Raw genomic sequence first — 17,987 nt, forward strand, 5'->3', positions numbered from 1 at the left:
CCACTTTCAGGACATGCTGGATGCCGATTAGAGGCGTTTGCTGGTCACTGGGGACGCGCTTTCCCGAAAGGACCACAAATGAACTTTGATCAACTGATCGCGCCCGAACTCGCGGCGCGTCTCGCTGAGCGCGGCATTACGGAAGCCAGCCCCATTCAGGCGGAAAGCCTGCCCCAGACCCTCGCCGGGAAGGACCTGATCGGCCGCGCCCGCACGGGCACCGGCAAGACGCTGGCCTTCGCGCTGCCCATCATCCAGAACCTCGAACCCAGCCGCGAGCGGGCGCGTCTGCCCCGCGCCATCGTGGTCGCGCCGACCCGCGAACTGGCCAAGCAGGTCGCGGACGAGTTTTCCAAGAGTGGCCTGGGCCTCACCACCGTCACCGTGTATGGCGGCGCGGCCTACGCGCCCCAGGAAAACGCGCTGCGCCGGGGCGTGGACGTGGTCGTGGGCACCCCCGGCCGCCTGATCGACCACCTGGAGCGCGGCAACCTCGACCTGGGCGCGGTGCAGTACGCCGTGCTGGACGAGGCCGACGAGATGCTCAGCGTGGGCTTCGCGGACGCCATCGAGACCATCCTGCAAAAGACGCCCCAGGAGCGCCAGACCATGCTGTTCAGCGCCACCCTGAACGACGACATCCGCCGGATTGCCCGCAAGTACCTGCGTGAGCCGGTCGTGGTGGATATGGTGGGCGAGGGCAAGAGCCAGGCCGCCCAGAGCGTCGAGCACCTCAAGGTGAAGGTGGGCCGCACCCGCACCCGCGTGCTGGCCGACCTGCTGACCGTCTACAACCCCGAAAAGGCCATCGTCTTCACGCGCACCAAGCGCGAGGCCGACGAGCTGGCAAACGAACTGATCCACCGTGGCCTGGAAGCCGAGGCGCTGCATGGCGACCTCGCGCAGAGCCAGCGTGAGCGGGCGCTGGGGGCCTTCCGCAGCGGGCGCGTGGGCGTGCTGGTCGCCACCGACGTGGCGGCGCGCGGCCTGGACATCCCGGAAGTGGACCTGGTGGTGCAGTACCACCTGCCCCAGGACCACGAGAGCTACATCCACCGTTCGGGCCGCACGGGCCGCGCCGGGCGCACCGGCACCGCCATCGTGATGTACGGCGACCGCGATAACCGCGACATGCGCAACCTGGAGTACCGCACCGGCGTGCAGTTCAAGGAACGCACCCTGCCCACCCCCAAGGAAGTGCAGGCCGCGAGCGCCAAGGCCAGCGCCGACATCGTCCGCAAGGTGGACAGCGAGGTGGCGGGCAGCTTCCAGGCGGAAGCCGAGCGCCTCTTCAGCGAGCTGGGCCTCGAAGCCCTGACCCGGGCGCTCGCCAAGATCAGCGGCGTGACCGAACCCGTCAAGGCGGCCAGCCTGCTGAGCGGTGAGGAAGGCCTGACCACCATCATCCTGCACGCCGAGCGCATGAGCGTGGCCCGCGCGGTCGCCGTCATTGCCCGGAACAGCGACGTGGACACCCGCCGCCTCGGCAAGGTGCGCCAGTGGCGCGGCGGCGCGGTGGCCGACGTGCCCAGCGAGTTCGTCGAGAAGTTGCTGGCCGCCAACCCGCTGGAAGGCGAGGTCCAGGTGGAGGTCGCGCAGGAACTCCCCGAACTGTTCGAGGCCCCGACCCGCGAGGGCCGCCAGGGCGGCGGCTACCAGGGTGGACGCGGCGGCTCCCGCGACGAGGGCGGCTACCGGGGCAACCGGGGCGGCGGCTCTCAGGGCGGACGCGGCGGCTATGGCAACCGCGAGGGCGGCTACCAGGGCGGCGGCAACCGGGGCGGTCAGGGCCGCTGGGGCCGCGACCGTGACGACCGTCAGACCGGCGAGCGCCGCCGCGAGGACTTCGCGGACCGCGAGTTCGTGCCCGGCGGGCGCTGAACCCCGCCGCTGATTTCAGCCTCGACAGCGCCCCTGCCTCCGTGGTGGGGGCGCTGCTCTATGCCGCATTTCCGGGCCGAACGCCCGTTTGTTCCCCGGCCTGTACCCGTGGGGCGTCTAGACGCCTTCTCCTTCCGGCCTCTTCCCAGCGTTTAGGGTGAGGCCATGAACGCGCCGCACACCATTCTCGTGGTCGTAATTCTTAGCACCGGGGGTTCTGGCGGCTAAGCGCGAGCGCGTGCCACACACCCCCGCCCACCGACAGGGCGGGGGTTTTTCAGTGAAGGAAGTGAAGGAGAGGTCAAATATGGGAAGCCGGGAACAACAACAGCATCGGGAAACCGCCCGCCGGGGACTGGCCCACTGGGGTCTGGCCTACTGGGGTCTGGCCCCACGGGCCGCACTGCGCGCCGCGCCGCCTTCAGGTGAGCGTGGCGCGCGCCGTTTGGCGGGCCTGGAGGGGGGGAACACATGACGCAGGGGGACATGACGGGCGCGAAGGCGCTGTGGGCGACCCTGGTGGGGCACGGCATTACCACCGTGTTCGGCTATCCGGGCGGGGCGATCATGCCCGTATACGACGCGCTGACCTTTTACCCGGAGATGCGGCACATCCTCGCGCGGCACGAGCAGGGCGCCATTCACGCGGCGGAAGGCTGGGCCAAGGCGACGGGCGAGATCGGCGTGTGCCTGGCAACCTCCGGGCCGGGCGCGACCAACCTGGTGACGGGCCTGGCCGACGCGATGATGGACTCGGTGCCGCTGCTGGCGATCACCGGGAACGTGGCGCGGCACCTGATGGGCACCGACGCCTTTCAGGAAGCGGACATCACCGGGATCACGCTGCCGATCACCAAACACAACTACGTGGTGCGCGACGTGGAGGAACTGCCGCAGGTGATCGCGGAAGCCATCCGCATCGCGCGCAGTGGGCGGCCCGGCCCGGTGCTGGTGGATATCCCCAAAGACATTCAGCTCGCGGCCTACCAAGGCGAGATCGCCACGCCCCATGCAAGGCCGGAAGCGCCCGCCCCCGCGCCGGAAGCCCTGGAACGCGCCCGTGAACTGCTGCGCTCCGCCAAAAAGCCCGTCATCATGGTGGGTGGGGGCGCGCTGGACGCGGCGGCGGAAGTGACCGCCCTGGCCCGCGCCTGGGACATTCCGGTCATCACCACGCTGATGGGACTGGGGGCCTTCCCCTCCAGCGATCCCCTCTGGCTGGGCATGCCGGGGATGCACGGCTCGGTCGCGGCGAACCGCGCCATCAGCGAGGCGGACGTGCTGCTGGGCATCGGCCTGCGCTTTGACGACCGCGTGACCGGCCGGGTGAACGGCTTCGCGCCGAACGCCGCCATCATCCATGTCGAACTCGACGCCGCCGAGATCGGCAAGATCGTGCGGACGCACGTGCCGGTGCGCGGGGACGCGCGGGTGGCCGCCCGGCTGCTGACGGAAGGCGCGCAGAACCTCGACTTGCCCGAGTGGAAGGCGCAGATCGAGGAATGGAAAACCCGCACCCAGCGGCCCGACCACTGGGGGGCGGCTTACGGGGTGCAGGCCGTGGTGGAACGCCTCGGCCCGGACGACATCCTCTCCTCGGACGTGGGGCAGCACCAGATGCTCGCCGCGCAGCTCGCCCGCTTCGAGCGGCCCCGGCGCTGGCTGAACTCGGGCGGGCTGGGCACGATGGGCTTCGGCTTCCCGGCGGCCATCGGGGCCGCGCTGGCCGAGCCGGGCGTGCGCTCGGTGGTCATTGCCGGTGACGGCGGTTTTCAGATGACGGCGCAGGAACTCGCCACGCTGAAGATGTACGACATCCGCAACGTCAAGATCTGCATCGTCAACAACTCCTACCTGGGGATGGTGCGCCAGTGGCAGGAGATGTTCCACGGGCGCCGCTACTCGGAAGTGTGGCTGGGCGACTCCAACCCGGACTTCCTGAAGCTGGCGGACGCCTACGACGTGCCGGGCTACCGCGCCAGTAGCGCCGAGGAACTGCCTGCCGCCATCGACGCCTGGCTGGCGGACCCGAAAAGTGCCCTGCTGGAAATCGTGGTGCCGCACGAGCACGCCGTCTTCCCGATGGTGCCCGCCGGGGCGGCGCTGAGCGAGATGCTCGAAGCCGAACCCCCACGCACCGCGCAGCCCGTTTCCCAGAAGGAGGCGAAGGACGCATGACCGACCCCACCCCACGGGACCACCTCGTCTCCGCCCTGGTCCGTGACGAACCGCGCGTCCTGACCCGCATCACGTCGCTGTTCGGGCGGCGCGGTTACAACATCCGCAGCCTCTCGGTCGGCTCCACCGAGCATCCCGGCGTCAGCCGCATGACCTTTGTCGTGACGGGTGACCGAGGCGTGGTCGAGCAGGCGATGCGGCAACTGGAAAAGCTGCACGACGTCATCAGGATCATCGACCACAGCCTGGAAAAGTACGTGGACCGCGAGCTGGTGCTGGTGAAGGTCGCCATCACGCCCGAGAGCCGCGTCGAGGTCCGCCAGATCGCGGAGGACTTCCGCGCCCGCATCGTGGACGTGGGCCGCCACGCGCTGACCTTCGAGGTGACCGGCGACGAGGGCAAGATCACCGCCTTCATCGAGCAGATGCGCCCCTTCGGGATTCTGGAAACCATGCGGACGGGCCGGGTGGCGCTGACGCGCGGCAGCAACGCCGACATTCCCGCCCACGTCTACCACGAGGGCGAGACGCAGGCCCTCAAGCCCGCCGTGGAGGGCATCGAACCGCGCGAGGAGAAGGCGCGGGGGGTGCCGAATCTGTTTTAGGGAGCGTCAAGCCCGGTCGGTGAGGTATTCGACTCCGGCACCCACCGCTCTGAGTTGGTCCTCCAGTGCCAGCGCGGAGGCGGGTGCAGAAGAGAACGTGTAGATGTCAACGCAACAGCCACAGCCCCCGTTCTCCAACGCGGCCACGTCCACCCCACAGTGCGCCGCCCAGGCCTCAAAAGCGCAGCGCTGTGACGGTTCGTCTACTTCCAGAATGACACGCAGCCTGACTGCCGATGCGTCAGCATGATTCACATCCAGGACTCTACTCCCGCCGAAGAAGACCTCCTCCCCTAGCCCACATTCCCCCTCAACTCACTTTTTTATAGGAGAATCCCCCAATGGCTGCAAAAATGTACTACGACCGCGACGTGAGCCTCTCCCCCATCGAGGACAAGCTGATCGCCATCATCGGCTACGGCAGCCAGGCGCACGCGCACGCGCAGAACTTGCGGGACAGCGGGCTGAATGTGGTGGTCGGCCTGCGCGAGGGCAGCTCCAGCCGCCCCAAGGCGGAACAGGCGGGCCTGCGGGTGGCAAGCATCGAGGACGCCGTGAAGGAAGCGGACGTCATCATGCTGCTGATCCCCGACGAGACGCAGCCGCAGGTGTACGAGGAGAGCATCGCCCCCAACCTCACGGCGGGTAAGGCGCTGGCCTTCGGGCACGGCTTCAACATCCACTTCGGGCGCATCAAGCCACCCGCCGACGTGGACGTATTCCTGGTCGCGCCCAAAGGGCCGGGCCACATGCTGCGCCGCGTGTACGTGGACGGCGCGGGGATGCCCAGCATCTTCGCCGTGGGGCAGGACGCGAGCGGGAGCGCCCGCGACATCGCCCTGGCCTACGCGCGTGGCATCGGCGGCACCCGTGCGGGCGTGCTGGAGACTAGCTTCAAGGAGGAGACGGAAACGGACCTCTTCGGGGAGCAGAGCGTGCTGTGCGGCGGCGTCACGCACCTGATCCAGGCGGGCTTCGAGACGCTGGTGGAGGCGGGCTATCAGCCCGAAATCGCCTACTTCGAGACGCTGCACGAGGTCAAGCTGATCGTGGACCTGATCTACGAGAAGGGCTTCGAGGGCATGCGCCACTCGATCTCCAACACCGCCGAGTACGGCGACTACGTGACCGGCCCGCGCATCATCACCGATGAAACCAAGGCCACCATGAAGGACGTGCTGGGGGACATCCAGAGCGGGAAGTTCGCGCAGAGCTTCATTCAGGACGCCGAGAGCGGCTTCCCGTACATGCAGGAGCAGCGCGGCAAGATGCGCGACCACACGCTGGAAGTGGTCGGCAAGGAGCTGCGCGGCAAGATGCCCTTCATCAGCAAGCAGGAACTGGAGGTTTAAGAGCAGTCAGCTTTCAGCCGTCAGCGGTCAGCCTTTCCGGAGAGGAGGCTGGCCGCTTTCACTGGGGAACGCTCGCCTCAGGGCACGCGCACGCCCGTCAGAATCTGATGGAGTTCCAGCGCGTACGAGTCGGTCATGCCGGACACGTAGTCCGTGATGGCCAGCACCCGCTCGTAGGGCGTGAGCTTCAGGACCGCCTCCTCAGGCTTCAAATCGTGGAAAGTACCGTGCAGTTCGGGGCGGACACTCAGGTACTTCTTCGGAAACAGCTTGAAGAGCTTTTCACCTGAACGGCTGAGCTTCCCGCCCTCACCCAGGCCGGGCGGCAGCGCCCCCATCAACTCGTCAAGCAGACCACCGATCACCTTAAACCCGGCGTACTCCACCTGAAGGACCCGCTCATCCACATATACCTTGGCCTTGGCCTCGGCACCGAGGGCCTCGAAGGCGGCGTAAATCTGCGGCTCCGTGTCCGCCACTCCATCGATCAAAGCCTGCTTGTATGTTCCCTCGCGCAGTTCGTCCAGATGGCCCCTGACCACCACCATCACAGCCCGGGTCAGTTCACCGATGGCCTGGGCGCGCAGAGCCGAGACGTCCATCCTGTGCAGTTCCGCCACTCCCCGGGCACGGAGATTCGCGGGCAGCAACGGCTCAAGCAGTTGACACAGCCGCTCTTTGCTGACCAGCCGGGCATCGTGGGCGTCTTCCAGATCGACTACCCGGTAGCTGATATCGTCTGCCGCTTCCATCAGGTACACCAGCGGATGGCGGGCAAAACGGCCCGGTTCATACTGGGTCAGGCCCAGTTCCGCCCGCACGGTTTCAGCCAGTGCGGCGTCGGCCTGCGTGTAGTTGAACTTCTTGCGGGCACAGTCCGACCGGTCCACGGTGTGCCCGCTGCCCTGAGGGTATTTGAGGAGCGCACCGTAACTGGTGAACGTGAGCCGGCCCCCGCCCGCCCGTTCGCGGTCCCACAGCCTCGCCATGATGCGGAAACTCTGCGCGTTTCCCTCGAAGCGGGCGATATCCTGAAACTCTGCTTCCGTCATGTGCGGCTTCAATTCGCCCACGTGCCGCACAGCCCACTCCTGAATCGCGGCCTCGCCGGAATGACCGAAGGGTGGATTACCAATGTCATGCGCGAGGCAGGCCACGCTGACCACCGTGCCGAGGTCCTCGGGTGAGAGGTGATCAGGCAGCTCACCCCGCTCCCGGAGGTGCTTGCCGAACGCCTTCCCCAGACCTCGCCCCACGTTCGCCACTTCCAGGGTATGGGTCAGGCGTGTGCGCGTGTAATCGGACTTGGCGAGCGGAAAGACCTGCGTCTTGTCCTGCAAACGCCGGAAGGCACTGCTGAAGGTCAGCCGTCCAAAATCGGCATCGAACTGCGTCCGGCCCGTCGCGGCGTCCTCAAAAGCGTGACGGCTCCCATAGAGCCTCTTGTGGTCGAGAAGTTGTCCCCAGCGTTCCTGACTCATGTCCAGTTCCTCCTCATCTGTGACGCCCCCGGCAAGACGGCATTGTCTCACGCACCGCAGTCGGTGCCATGCTCACTTTCGGCTAGACGACTTCCCCTCCCCTCCCGTCCCGTCCCGTTACCATGCACCCTATGCAAGCGTTCGGCGGCCTTCTTCTTAGCCTTCCTCCGGTGGAGTGAACGGCGAAGACCCGCCTTACCCCCCGGAGGAACCCCCTCCGGGGTTTTTCTTTGTCCCCTCCCGCCCCCTCACCCTTCAGGAGACTCCCATGACGCAGCAGACCGCACAGGCCCAGCGCATCCGCATCTTCGACACCACCCTGCGCGACGGCGAGCAGTCGCCCGGCGTGGCGCTGAACCACACGCAGAAGCTGGAGATCGCGCACCAACTGGCCCGCCTGGGCGTGGACGTGATCGAGGCGGGCTTTCCCATAGCCTCCCCCGGTGATCTGGAGGGCGTGAGCCGCATTGCCCGTGAGGTCCGGGGGCCGATCATCGCGGGGCTGGCCCGCGCCAACCGCGCCGACATCGAGGCGGCGGCGAAGGGCGTGGAGCTGGCGGAAAAGCCCCGCATCCACACCTTCATCGCCACCAGTCCGATTCACATGGCGAAGAAGCTGGGGCTGGAACCCGACGCCGTGATCGAGCGCGCGGTGGAGTCGGTGCGCCTGGCCCGTTCCTTCGTGGACGACGTGGAGTTCAGCGCGGAGGACGCCACCCGCAGCGACCGCGAGTTTCTGGCCCGCATCTTCCGGGCGGCGGTGGAGGCGGGCGCGACGACGATCAACATCCCTGACACCGTGGGCTACACGACACCCGAGGAAATCCGCGACCTGTTCGCGTACCTGCGCGGCGAGTTGCCCGAACACATCATCCTGTCGGCCCACTGCCACGACGACCTGGGCATGGCGGTCGCCAACTCCATCGCGGCGGCGGAGGGGGGCGCGCGGCAGATCGAATGCACCATCAACGGCATCGGGGAGCGGGCGGGGAACGCGGCGCTGGAAGAGATCGTGATGGCGTTCCACACCCGCAAAGACCACTACGGCTTCGAGACGGGCATCCGCACCCGCGAGATCTACCGCAGCAGCCGCATGGTCAGCCGCCTGAGCGGGATGCCGGTGCAACCGAACAAGGGCGTGGTGGGCGACAACGCCTTCGCGCATGAATCCGGCATCCATCAGGACGGCGTGATCAAGGCCCGCGAGACCTACGAGATCATGAACGCCGAGCTGGTGGGCCGCGAGGCCGCCGTGCTGGTGATGGGCAAGCACTCGGGCCGCGCCGCTTTCCGCAAGGCGCTGACGGATCTGGGCTACGAGGTGGACGAGGACCGCATCAAGCACCTGTTCGCCCGCTTCAAGGACCTGGCCGACCGCAAGGGGCAGATTTTCGCGGACGACCTGCGCGCCCTGGTGGAGAGCCGCAGCGACGTGCCGCAGACCTTCACGCTGGAGGGCTTCCAGATCACGAGCGGCATGAACATGACCCCGGTCGCCTTCGTGCGCCTGCAAACGCCCGACGGCCCGGTGGACAGCACGGCCCACGGCGACGGCCCAGTCGAGGCGGCCTTCCAGGCCATCAACAAGATCACCGGCATCACCCCCACGCTGGAGAGCTACCGCATCCAGGCCGTGACGGGTGGGGGCGACGCGCTGGGTGAGGTCAGCATCGGCGCGCGCTACGGCGAGACGACGCTGCACGGGACCGGCGTGGCGACGGACGTGGTGGAGGCCAGCGCCCGTGCCTGGATTCGCATCGTGAATCAGGTGGTGGCCGGAATGGGCAAGAGTCGGGCGGTGAGCCAGACGACGGTGTGAGGACGCCGGGAAGCCGGGGGCGGAGTGCAGGACTCGGCCCCCTTTCCTTTTTGGAGGCCCAATGGTTCTAGAAATCGCCCTGCTCAACGTCCGCCCAGGTCAGACCGCTGCCTTCGAGACCGCCTTTGCCCAGGCGCAGCGGATCATTTCAGGAATGCCGGGGTATGTCCGCCACGAGTTGCAGAAGTGCCTGGAAGACGACCACAGGTACGCCCTGCTGGTGTGGTGGGAGACACTGGAAGACCACACAGTCGGCTTTCGCGGCAGTCCGGAATATCAGGAGTGGCGCGCGCTGCTGCACCATTTCTATGATCCGTTTCCGACGGTGGAGCATTTCGTGCCCGCGCTGCCGTGAGGAAGCAGGAGAAGGGGCCAGGGAAATGACGCTTCCTGGCCCCTTTTGGTCAATGCTTCACTCCCACTCAATCGTCGCGGGCGGCTTCCCGGTGATGTCGTACACCACGCGGTTGATCTCGTGGACCTGGTTCACGATGCGGTTGCTCATGGTCGCCAGGAAGTCGTAGGGGAGCCGCGCCCACTCGGCGGTCATGAAATCGTCGGTGGCGACGGCGCGCAGGGCAGTCGTGTAGGAGTAGGTGCGCTCGTCGCCCATCACGCCGACGGACTGGATCGGCGTCAGGACCGCGAGGGCCTGCGAGCAGCCGTCGTACAGCCCGAACTCGCGCAGGCCGCTGATGAAGATGTCGTCCACCCGCTTCAGGATGTCCAGCTTCTCCTCGCTGATGGCCCCCAGGCAGCGGATCGCCAGCCCCGGACCGGGGAAGGGGTGACGCATACGGATGTGGTCGGGCAGGCCCAGCAGCCGCGCGATCTCGCGCACCTCGTCCTTGAAGAGGGTGCGGAAGGGTTCCACCAGCTTGAAGGCCAGGTCTTCCGGCAGGCCGCCGACGTTGTGGTGGCTCTTGATGTTCGCGGCCCCCTCGCCGCCCGCCGACTCGATCACGTCGGGGTAGAGGGTGCCCTGCGCGAGAAAGTCGAAGGGGCCGTACTTGCGCGCCTCGCGCTCAAAGGCCCGGATGAACTCGCGGCCGATGATCTTGCGCTTCTGCTCGGGGTCGGAGACGCCTTCCAGTGCGCCCAGGAACTCAGCGCGGGCGTCCACGGTGACGAGGTTCACGCCGAGGGGGAGCAGCGCCGCTTCCACCTGTTCGCGTTCGCCCAGCCGCAAGAGGCCGTGGTCGATAAAGACGGCGGTCAAGCGGTCGCCGATGGCGCGGGACAGCAGCAGTCCCAGGGTGGAGGAGTCCACGCCGCCGCTGATGGCGAGCAGGACGCGGCCTTCACCCACCTGTTGCCGCACGCCTTCGATCAGCTCGTCAATGATGTGTTCGGCGTTCCAGTCGCGCGCCACGCCGCAGAGGTCGAGGAAGTTCGCCAGCAGTTGCCCGCCCTTGGGCGTGTGGACGACCTCGGGGTGGAACTGCACACCGTAGCGGTGAGTCACCGGGTTCTCGATGGCCGCGACGGGCGTGTCTTCGGTTTCCGCGATCACCTCGTAGCCCTGCGGAAGCTGCGTCACCGAGTCGCTGTGGCTCATCCAGGCGACGAACTCGCCCTGAATCCCGGCGAAAAGCTGACCGCCGTAGCGGGTCAGGTCGGCCTTGCCGTACTCGCGTTTCCCGGCCCGCTTCACGTCGCCGCCGGCCTCGTGCGCGAGGAACTGCATCCCGTAGCACACGCCCAGGATGGGCACCGCGAGGTCGAGGACGCCGGGGGCCGGACGCGGGGCGTTCGCGTCGTACACGCTGCTGGGGCCGCCCGACAGCACGAGGCCCTGGGGGTTTTCCTGCGCGATGCGCTCCAGGCTCGAGCTGCCCGGAAGAATCACGCTGTACGCGCCGAGTTCGCGGAAGCGCCGGGCGATCAGGCGCGTGAACTGGCTGCCGAAGTCGAGAATGACGACACTCACGGTCTGGATTGTCTCACGCGGCGGGCCGGGGGTGTCCGGGCGGGCGGATCAGGGCGTCAGGGCGATCTGCACGGGCACGCTGGTCGGAGCCGTCAACGTCACGGTGCCCGGCGTGTAGCCCTCGGCAGCCACGCGCAGGGTGTAGGTGCCGGGCCGGGGCAGGCGCACCACGCCGGGCGCGCGGCCCACCTCCTGGCCGGGGTCCACCTTCACGCCCTCCGGGGCCGAGACGAGGCTCAGGCGCACCGGCACCCCTTCTGCCCCCCGGACCACAAAGCGCACGTCGCAGCAGGACTGAGCCGCCGTGGCCGCCGGAGGGACCGCAACCGCCGCCGGCGAGGCCGACCGCCACAGCCACCACGCGCCGGCCACAAGCAGCAGCAGCGCCAGCACCGGCCACAGCCAGCCGGGGCGGCGGGCGGGTGCCGGGGCAGCCTCGCGGCCAGGTTTGACGATCTGGCGGGTGCCGTCCGCGTTCCACTTGATCCGGACCGGCTCACCGACCACGCGCCTCGCGGATACCTGCCCGGCCAGAGTGCCGGGGGCCACCGGGGGAGGAGGCGCGGGTTCTTCCTGCTCCTTCACCTGCGCAGATGCGGCCGTGTCTCCGTCGGTCTGCGCTTCCGCCGGGGAGGGCACGCCTGCGGCCGAGGCGCTGTCCGGGGCAGAGCTGTCCGGGGCAGCGCCGTCCGGGCCACCGTGCAGAGGCTCCGGCACACTGGCCGTGACGACCAGGGGGGTGGACGGAGGCGCGGAAACCGGAAGAGGCGTGGCGGGCGCATCCCGCTGGGCCTGCAACCGGGCCTCCTCCGGCGGGCCGGGAGGCCCTGCATCCTGCGCGGCGGGTTCCGGCTCCGCAGCGGGGGCATTCAGCAGGGCCAGGAGATCGTGGGCAGTGGCCCCGGCCGGCGCGTCCCGCAAGGGGGCCGGCACGCCTCCCAGCGTGTCCAGGGCGCTCATCAGGTCGTGCAGGTCCCCGGCGGGCGTGGTGTCCCCGCCCCAGGGCAGGCCCGCCCCGGCCAGCGCCACACGGCCGTCCACGCTCCAGAGCTGCGCGGCATTCACGCCGCCGTGCGTCAGGCCCGCGCCGTGCAGGGCCGCCAGTCCGGCCAGCGCCCCCCGCGCCGCGAGCAGCGGGTCGGAAGCGGGCAGCGCGTGCGGCGGCAGCTCGGTGACCACGTAGGCCGTCTCGCCGTCGATCCCGCCTTCACTGGGGGTCAGCAGGGCCGGGTCGGCGGGCAGGTCGGGCAGCGGGGCGGCGTGCGGCAGCACATGCAGCAGCACCGGCATACCGGTCAGGCGGTCGGTGGCGCGCAGCGTCCGCACGGCACCGGCGGGCCGGTCGCCCGTCAGATCACGCGCGGCCACGTAGGGGCCGATGGGCTTCACAGGGGCAAGTATAGGGGCCGGAGGCCGGTCCCGGCACAGCAAAGGCCCGCGCGGCCCCCACCGTGACGCGGTCCACGCCCCCCACCCCCCGCCCGGCGTATCGTGCCGGACATGACGGACGCTTCTCACCCTGCCGCCCCCGACCACCGGGCCGCCGCCCCCCGCGCCGTGCGGATCGCGGTTCTGACGGTCAGCGACACCCGCACCGAGGAGACCGACACCAGCGGCCAGTTCCTGCTTTCCGAACTGCGCGCCGGGGGCCACGAGGTCGTGGGCTACCGCGTGGTGCAGGACGACGCGCCGGCGATCCGCGCGGCCCTGACCGGATTCATGCGGGACGCGGCAGTCGTCGTCTCCAGTGGCGGCACGGGCATCACCGGGCGGGACGTGACGATTCCGGTGGTGGAGTCGCTGCTCACCAAGCCCATGCCCGGCTTCGGCGAACTGTTCCGGATGCTGAGTTACCGCGAGGTGGGCGGCGCGGCCATGCTGTCGCGCGCGGTCGGGGGCCTGGCGGGCCACACGCTGCTGTTCGCCCTGCCCGGCAGCCTGAACGCCGTGCGGACCGCCTGGGAGGGCCTGCTGAGAGACGAACTGGGGCACCTGGCCTTCGAGGTGGCGCGGCACGGGCAGCCGGGACCGGACCAGCCCGGACCGGGGCAGCCCGGCGGAGGAGGCTGAGCCGTGGCGGACTGGCTGGCGCCCATCTCCCACATCACGCTGCCCTACGCGCTGGCCCTGGCCCTGATCGCCGCGTACTGGCTGTGGCGGGTGGCGCGCGAGGCCGGGCACCGCTGGGTGCCGCACGTGTCCTGGTGGGCGGTGCCGGGGCTGGGGCTGCTGTGGACCACGCCCCTGGCCGACGCCCCCGCCCTGTTCGGCCTGGGCGCGGCGCTGCTGCTGCTGGCGGAGTTCTGGCCGGGTGCCTTCCGGCCCGCGCGGGTGCGTCCGGGCTGGGCCTGGCCCGCGGTGGGGGTGGTGGTCGGCCTCACGCTGCTGGGGCTGACCGCAGTGCGCGGCGGCACGGACCTCTCGGTGACGCTCGCGCTGGCGGCCCTGCTGGCCGGGCTGGGCGGCCTGCTGTCGGCGGCGCTGTACCGGGAGCACGCCGCCTCCCGCCTGCCGGGCCTGGAAGTCCGTTTCGGGCGGGTGCAGTTTCCCGAGTGGCCCGACCTGAGCGTCACCCTGACCGAGCGGGGCGCGCGGCTGGTGAACGTGTCGGACGGCCCGCTGCGGCTGGCGGGCTGGTCCCCTTCGGGCATGAATGCCTGGCTGCGCGTCCGCGACGAGGGCGGCGCACCCCTGAACACCCTGAATGCCGGGCAGAGCGCCTTCCTGCCGCTCAATGGGCGCGCGGGCGGCGTGCGCGTCTGGTACGTGCCGGTCCACCGCCGGGGGGGCCGGCAGCCGGGAGAGCCGCGCCTCTTTCGCGCCGACTGGACCCCGCCGGTCTACGCGGACCAACGGGTGCTGAACTGAAGCGGGTGGGAGGGCCGCTGCGTGAGGCCGTTCACGTCCCCGGGGGGCCGACTGGCGTATGGTGGGCAGCATCGTGAGTCTGGTTTTCGAGTGGTCGGCGCTCGCCGCGCTGACGGACACGCCTGGAACGGGTGGCCGTCTGCGGGCCGTGCCGGAGGATTTCCGGGTGGAGGAGGTTCCCGCCTACCCCCTCTCGGGAGAGGGCGAGCACCTGTATCTGCACCTGGAAAAGACAGGGCACACCACCGCCCACGTGCTGCGTGAGCTGTGCGCGCAGGTCGGCGTGCGGGACCGGGACGTGGGCGCAGCCGGCCTGAAGGACCGCCACGCGGTGACGACGCAGTGGATCAGCATCCCGGCGAAGTACGAGGAGCGGCTGTCCGCCTTCAGTCTGGAAGGCGTGCGCGTGCTGGACACGCGGCGGCACGGCAACAAGCTGGGGCTGGGGCACCTGCGTGGCAACCGCTTCGTCGTGCGGGTGCGGGAGGCAGCGGGCATGGCGGATCAGGCGGCGGCCACGCTGGCCCGGCTGACCGCGCAGGGTGTGCCGAACTACTTCGGGCCGCAACGCTTCGGCTTACAGGGCCTGAACGCCGAGGAGGGGTTGCGGGTGCTGCGCGGCGAGTCCCGCCTCCGCGACCCGCGCGTGCGCCGCTTCCTGACCACCAGCGTGCAGAGCCTAGTGTTCAACCGCTTTCTCAGCCTGCGGCTCGAACGGGGGCTGTTTGAGCGGCTCCTGGCGGGCGATATGGCCAAAAAGCACGACACGGGTGGCGTCTTTCTGGTCGAGGACGCCGCCGCCGAGTCTCCCCGCGCCGAGCGGGGCGAGGTGAGCGCGACGGGCACCCTCTTCGGCAAGAAGGCCAAACCGCTGACACTGGACGCGGGCGAACTGGAACGCGAGGCGCTCGCCGCCTTCGGCCTGACCCCGGAGGTGTTCGCCTCGCGCCGGGGGGACCGCCGCCTCACCCGGGTCTTTCCCGAGGGGGCCGAGGTCCGCCCGGAGGAGGACGGCTACACGGTGGCCTTTACCCTCCCCAAAGGCAGCTTTGCCACCAGCGTCCTGCGCGAACTGATGAAGACCGACGTGGACGCGGCGGCGGGTGACCCTGAGAGCGGCGACAGCGACGAGGAGAGCGCGTGAGGCGGGCCGCGCTGGCCGCCCTGCTCACGGGGCCGGGCCTGCTGATGGTGGGGGCCGCCCTCGCCGCGCGGACCCCGGTGGCCGAGGTGGCCCTGCGGCCCTCGTTCGGCGGGGCCGTGCTGGAAGGCCGCGTCACCGCCGGGGCCGACGACGAGCTGACGGGTGTGTGGAGCAGCGGGGGCCGCGCCCGCCTGCTGAAATGCGCCCCCCGCTGTGAGGCCGTGCAAACCATTCCGGTGTCCGGCACCCTGCTGATGAACGCGGGGACGCTCTACCGCGTGGCGGTCGGCGGCGAGTTCCGGGCCGGACAGCGCGTGCGGCTGGCGCTGCGCTTCAGCAACATGCAGGTGCTGAACGTGGACGCCGCCGTCAGCCGCCCTTGAGAGAGCGGCCCCTGTCGGCCCTGCCCCACAGAGCGGACCTGCGCGCCGCCTTTCTCGCCACGACCTACGGCACGGCCCACGAACGCTTCCGGCTGTCGGCGCGGCGGGGACCGGCCCCCACCTGGGCACGGGGGGACCGGGGCAGGGGGCCCTGGGCGGTCGTCACCGCCTGGAATCCGGGAGGAACGCTGACGGCGCCCGAGGCCAACGCCCGGGCCGGGGCGGCCCTGCTCGCCCGGGTTCAGGCGAGCGGCCTGGTGCCCTGGCCCGCCCACAACGGCGAGGGCGAATGGCGCGAGGAGGCGCTCCTCATCCCCGGCGTGCGGCTGCGGCAGGCGGCGGCCTGGGGCGCGGCGTTCGGGCAGGCGGCGGTGCTGTGGGCGGTGGGGGCCAGGGCCGCGCTGGTGTGGCTCGACGGGGACGGACGGCCCTCCGGCGCGGAGCGGTTCTGGGCCGTGGGTGAGGAGGGCACAGGCCCACCGTCCCCCCGGCCCTCTGCCCTCTGAGCCTGGGGCCGCTAGAATCATGCGGTTATGCCGCGCGTGTTTTCAGGAATCCAGCCGACGGGCGATCCGCACATCGGGAACTACTTCGGGGCCATGCGCAATTACGTGCGGCTGGGTGAGGAGTACGGCAAGAACTCGATCTACTGCGTGGTGGACCTGCACGCCATCACCAACCCCGCCGCCTATGACCCGAAGACGCTCGCGCAGCGCACCTTCGAGATGGCGGTGGCGAACTTCGCGGCGGGCCTCGACCCGGAAAAGGTCGTCTTCTTCGTGCAGTCGCAGGTGCCCGAGCACCAGGAGCTGAGCTGGGTGTTCACGGCGCTGACCCCGGTGGGCGAGCTGGAACGCATGACGCAGTACAAGGACAAGGCCGAACAGCTCGAAAGCATCCCGGCGGGCCTGCTGATGTACCCGGTGCTGATGGCCGCCGACATCCTGCTGTACAAGGCGGACACCGTGCCGGTGGGCGAGGACCAGACGCAACACATCGAGCTGACGCGCGCCCTGGCCCGCAAGTTCAACCACGCCTACGGCGAGACGTTCCCCGAGCCGAAGGCCGTGTACGCCAGGGACGCCCTGCGGATTCCCGGTGTGGACGGCCAGGGCAAGATGAGCAAGAGCAAGGGCGAGAGCAGCACCATCGGGATTCTGGAGCCGCTGGACTCGATCTGGCAGAAGCTGCGCGTCGCGCCGACCGACCCCGCCCGCGTGCGCCGCAGCGACCCCGGCGACCCCGACAAGTGCCTGATTGGCGACTACCACAAGCTCTTTTCCGACCTGCCCACCATCGAGACGGTCTACGAGGGCTGCCGCACGGCGGGCATCGGCTGCGTGGACTGCAAGAAGATGCTGATGCAGGGCATCACCCGCGAGCTGACGCCGCTTCAGGAGCGGGCCGAGGGGCTGCGGGCCAACCCCGACTGGGTGCGCGACGCACTGGCGACCGGGGCGCGGCAGGCCCGCGAGATTGCCCGGCCCGTGATGGAGGAAGTGCGGGAGAAGGCGGGGTTTCTGAAGCTCTGATGGGACGTAGGGTGTGGGTTTGTGGGGAGGTCGCTTGACCACCCTGGCCGCGCCACCGCCTGTCAGCGCAGCAGGGTTCACCGTCCGCCTGCCTGCCTTTGAGGGCACGCTGGCGGACCTGGCCTCGGCGCTGCGGGCGGGGCGGGTGGGGCCGGGCGAGGTGCCGCTGTTGACGCTCACGCGGGAGGTGCTGGCGTGGGCATCCGCGCAGGCGGGCAGCCTGGAAGCGCACCCGGAGGCCCTGCCCGCCCTGGCGAACGTCATCGCGCTCAAGGCCCGGTTGCTGCTGCCCCAGCCCGAACCGGACGACCCGGACCCCGGCGACTACGCGGACGACCTGCTGGACGAGGTGGTGGAGGGTGTGGAGGCGCTGGCGGAACTGGACGCGCTGGTGGGTTTCCTGGCCGCCCGCCGCCGCGAACGCGAGGGGCTGATTCCCGCGCGCCCGGTGCCGGTGGACCTGCCCCGTCGCGAACGCAAGAGCAACCCGCAAGGCAGCCTCGCCAGACTGGTGAAGGCCGCGCAGAACGCCGTCCGGCAGGTCGAGGTGCCCCTGCTGGCCCGCGAACGCCTGACGCTGGCCGATGCCCTGAGCGCCCTGCGTGCCTTCGGCAGCCGCCTGCGGACCTTCACCTTCCGGGGCATTCCCGCCCAGGACTGGGGCGAGCGCACCACCTACTTTGCCGCGCTGCTGGAGGGCGTCAAAGAGGGAAGTTTCAGCGTGGAGCAGGAGGGAACGTATGGGGAGATTCAGGTGACGGCGCAGATGACCGAGCGCCAGGAGAGCTAAAAACTCAGCCCCGTTGGTCGGCGG

Annotated in this window: 16 protein-coding genes; 13 read left to right on the plus strand and 3 right to left on the minus strand. The window is 69.7% G+C overall.

Annotation, left to right across the window (positions count from 1 at the left end):
- The first annotated feature begins 78 nt into the window (after positions 1-78).
- The 4 genes from DEIPH_RS12275 (at position 79) to ilvC (ending at position 6,016) form a co-directional block, all read left to right on the plus strand.
- Positions 79-1,881, plus strand: coding sequence for a DEAD/DEAH box RNA helicase (locus DEIPH_RS12275; RefSeq protein ID WP_034358487.1), 1,803 nt, complete (start codon positions 79-81; stop codon positions 1,879-1,881).
- Between the two features lie 471 nt (positions 1,882-2,352).
- A complete protein-coding gene (ilvB, locus tag DEIPH_RS12280; RefSeq protein ID WP_034358489.1) occupies positions 2,353-4,059 on the plus strand; it encodes a biosynthetic-type acetolactate synthase large subunit in 1,707 nt (568 codons plus the stop codon).
- Entirely contained in the window at positions 4,056-4,664 is a 609-nt protein-coding gene (ilvN, locus tag DEIPH_RS12285; RefSeq protein WP_034358491.1) for an acetolactate synthase small subunit, read from the plus strand. Before ilvB ends, ilvN begins: the two co-directional genes overlap by 4 nt.
- Positions 4,665-5,005: 341 nt before the next feature.
- Positions 5,006-6,016 carry a ketol-acid reductoisomerase gene (gene ilvC / locus DEIPH_RS12290; RefSeq protein WP_034358492.1) on the plus strand — a complete coding sequence of 337 codons (1,011 nt, stop codon included), beginning with the start codon at positions 5,006-5,008 and terminating at the stop codon, positions 6,014-6,016.
- 77 nt (positions 6,017-6,093) lie between these two features.
- On the opposite strand, the gene dgt is transcribed toward ilvC, so the two are convergent.
- The gene (dgt, locus tag DEIPH_RS12295) at positions 6,094-7,497 is read right to left on the minus strand and encodes a dGTP triphosphohydrolase (protein WP_034358495.1); all 1,404 of its coding nucleotides are present in this window, start codon (positions 7,495-7,497) and stop codon (positions 6,094-6,096) included.
- 268 nt (positions 7,498-7,765) lie between these two features.
- Between dgt and DEIPH_RS12300 the strand changes: the two genes are divergently transcribed.
- On the plus strand, positions 7,766-9,316 hold the full coding sequence (locus DEIPH_RS12300; RefSeq protein ID WP_034358499.1) for a 2-isopropylmalate synthase: 1,551 nt from the start codon (positions 7,766-7,768) through the stop codon (positions 9,314-9,316).
- A 61-nt stretch (positions 9,317-9,377) separates the two neighbouring features.
- Positions 9,378-9,671 carry an antibiotic biosynthesis monooxygenase family protein gene (locus tag DEIPH_RS12305; protein ID WP_034358502.1) on the plus strand — a complete coding sequence of 98 codons (294 nt, stop codon included), beginning with the start codon at positions 9,378-9,380 and terminating at the stop codon, positions 9,669-9,671.
- A gap of 57 nt (positions 9,672-9,728) precedes the next feature.
- Here DEIPH_RS12305 and guaA read toward each other — a convergent pair whose 3' ends face one another.
- Both guaA and DEIPH_RS12315 read right to left on the minus strand, forming a co-directional pair.
- Positions 9,729-11,246 (minus strand): glutamine-hydrolyzing GMP synthase, encoded by a 1,518-nt coding sequence (gene guaA, locus DEIPH_RS12310; protein WP_034358505.1) that lies wholly within the window; start codon positions 11,244-11,246, stop codon positions 9,729-9,731.
- A gap of 48 nt (positions 11,247-11,294) precedes the next feature.
- Complete coding sequence (locus DEIPH_RS12315; protein WP_034358507.1) at positions 11,295-12,635, minus strand: PEGA domain-containing protein; 1,341 nt, start codon at positions 12,633-12,635, stop codon at positions 11,295-11,297.
- 111 nt (positions 12,636-12,746) lie between these two features.
- On the opposite strand from DEIPH_RS12315, the gene DEIPH_RS12320 reads away from it, so the two are divergent.
- The 7 genes from DEIPH_RS12320 to DEIPH_RS12350 are packed head-to-tail and all read left to right on the plus strand — an operon-like array spanning position 12,747 to position 17,963.
- The gene (locus DEIPH_RS12320) at positions 12,747-13,316 is read left to right on the plus strand and encodes a MogA/MoaB family molybdenum cofactor biosynthesis protein (protein WP_051517346.1); all 570 of its coding nucleotides are present in this window, start codon (positions 12,747-12,749) and stop codon (positions 13,314-13,316) included.
- A gap of 3 nt (positions 13,317-13,319) precedes the next feature.
- Positions 13,320-14,114 (plus strand): hypothetical protein, encoded by a 795-nt coding sequence (locus DEIPH_RS12325; RefSeq protein ID WP_034358510.1) that lies wholly within the window; start codon positions 13,320-13,322, stop codon positions 14,112-14,114.
- Between the two features lie 58 nt (positions 14,115-14,172).
- Complete coding sequence (gene truD, locus DEIPH_RS12330; RefSeq protein WP_034358512.1) at positions 14,173-15,258, plus strand: tRNA pseudouridine(13) synthase TruD; 1,086 nt, start codon at positions 14,173-14,175, stop codon at positions 15,256-15,258.
- A complete protein-coding gene (locus DEIPH_RS12335) occupies positions 15,255-15,641 on the plus strand; it encodes a hypothetical protein (RefSeq protein ID WP_034358514.1) in 387 nt (128 codons plus the stop codon). The genes truD and DEIPH_RS12335 overlap by 4 nt, the downstream gene beginning before the upstream one ends.
- The gene (locus tag DEIPH_RS12340; protein ID WP_235183238.1) at positions 15,638-16,147 is read left to right on the plus strand and encodes a DUF3293 domain-containing protein; all 510 of its coding nucleotides are present in this window, start codon (positions 15,638-15,640) and stop codon (positions 16,145-16,147) included. Before DEIPH_RS12335 ends, DEIPH_RS12340 begins: the two co-directional genes overlap by 4 nt.
- 27 nt (positions 16,148-16,174) lie before the next feature.
- The gene (gene trpS, locus DEIPH_RS12345; protein WP_034358516.1) at positions 16,175-17,173 is read left to right on the plus strand and encodes a tryptophan--tRNA ligase; all 999 of its coding nucleotides are present in this window, start codon (positions 16,175-16,177) and stop codon (positions 17,171-17,173) included.
- A gap of 34 nt (positions 17,174-17,207) precedes the next feature.
- Positions 17,208-17,963, plus strand: coding sequence for a segregation and condensation protein A (locus DEIPH_RS12350; protein ID WP_034358518.1), 756 nt, complete (start codon positions 17,208-17,210; stop codon positions 17,961-17,963).
- Positions 17,964-17,987: the final 24 nt, after the last annotated feature.

The sequence above is a fragment of the Deinococcus phoenicis genome, from assembly GCF_000599865.1.
GTDB lineage: Bacteria > Deinococcota > Deinococci > Deinococcales > Deinococcaceae > Deinococcus > Deinococcus phoenicis.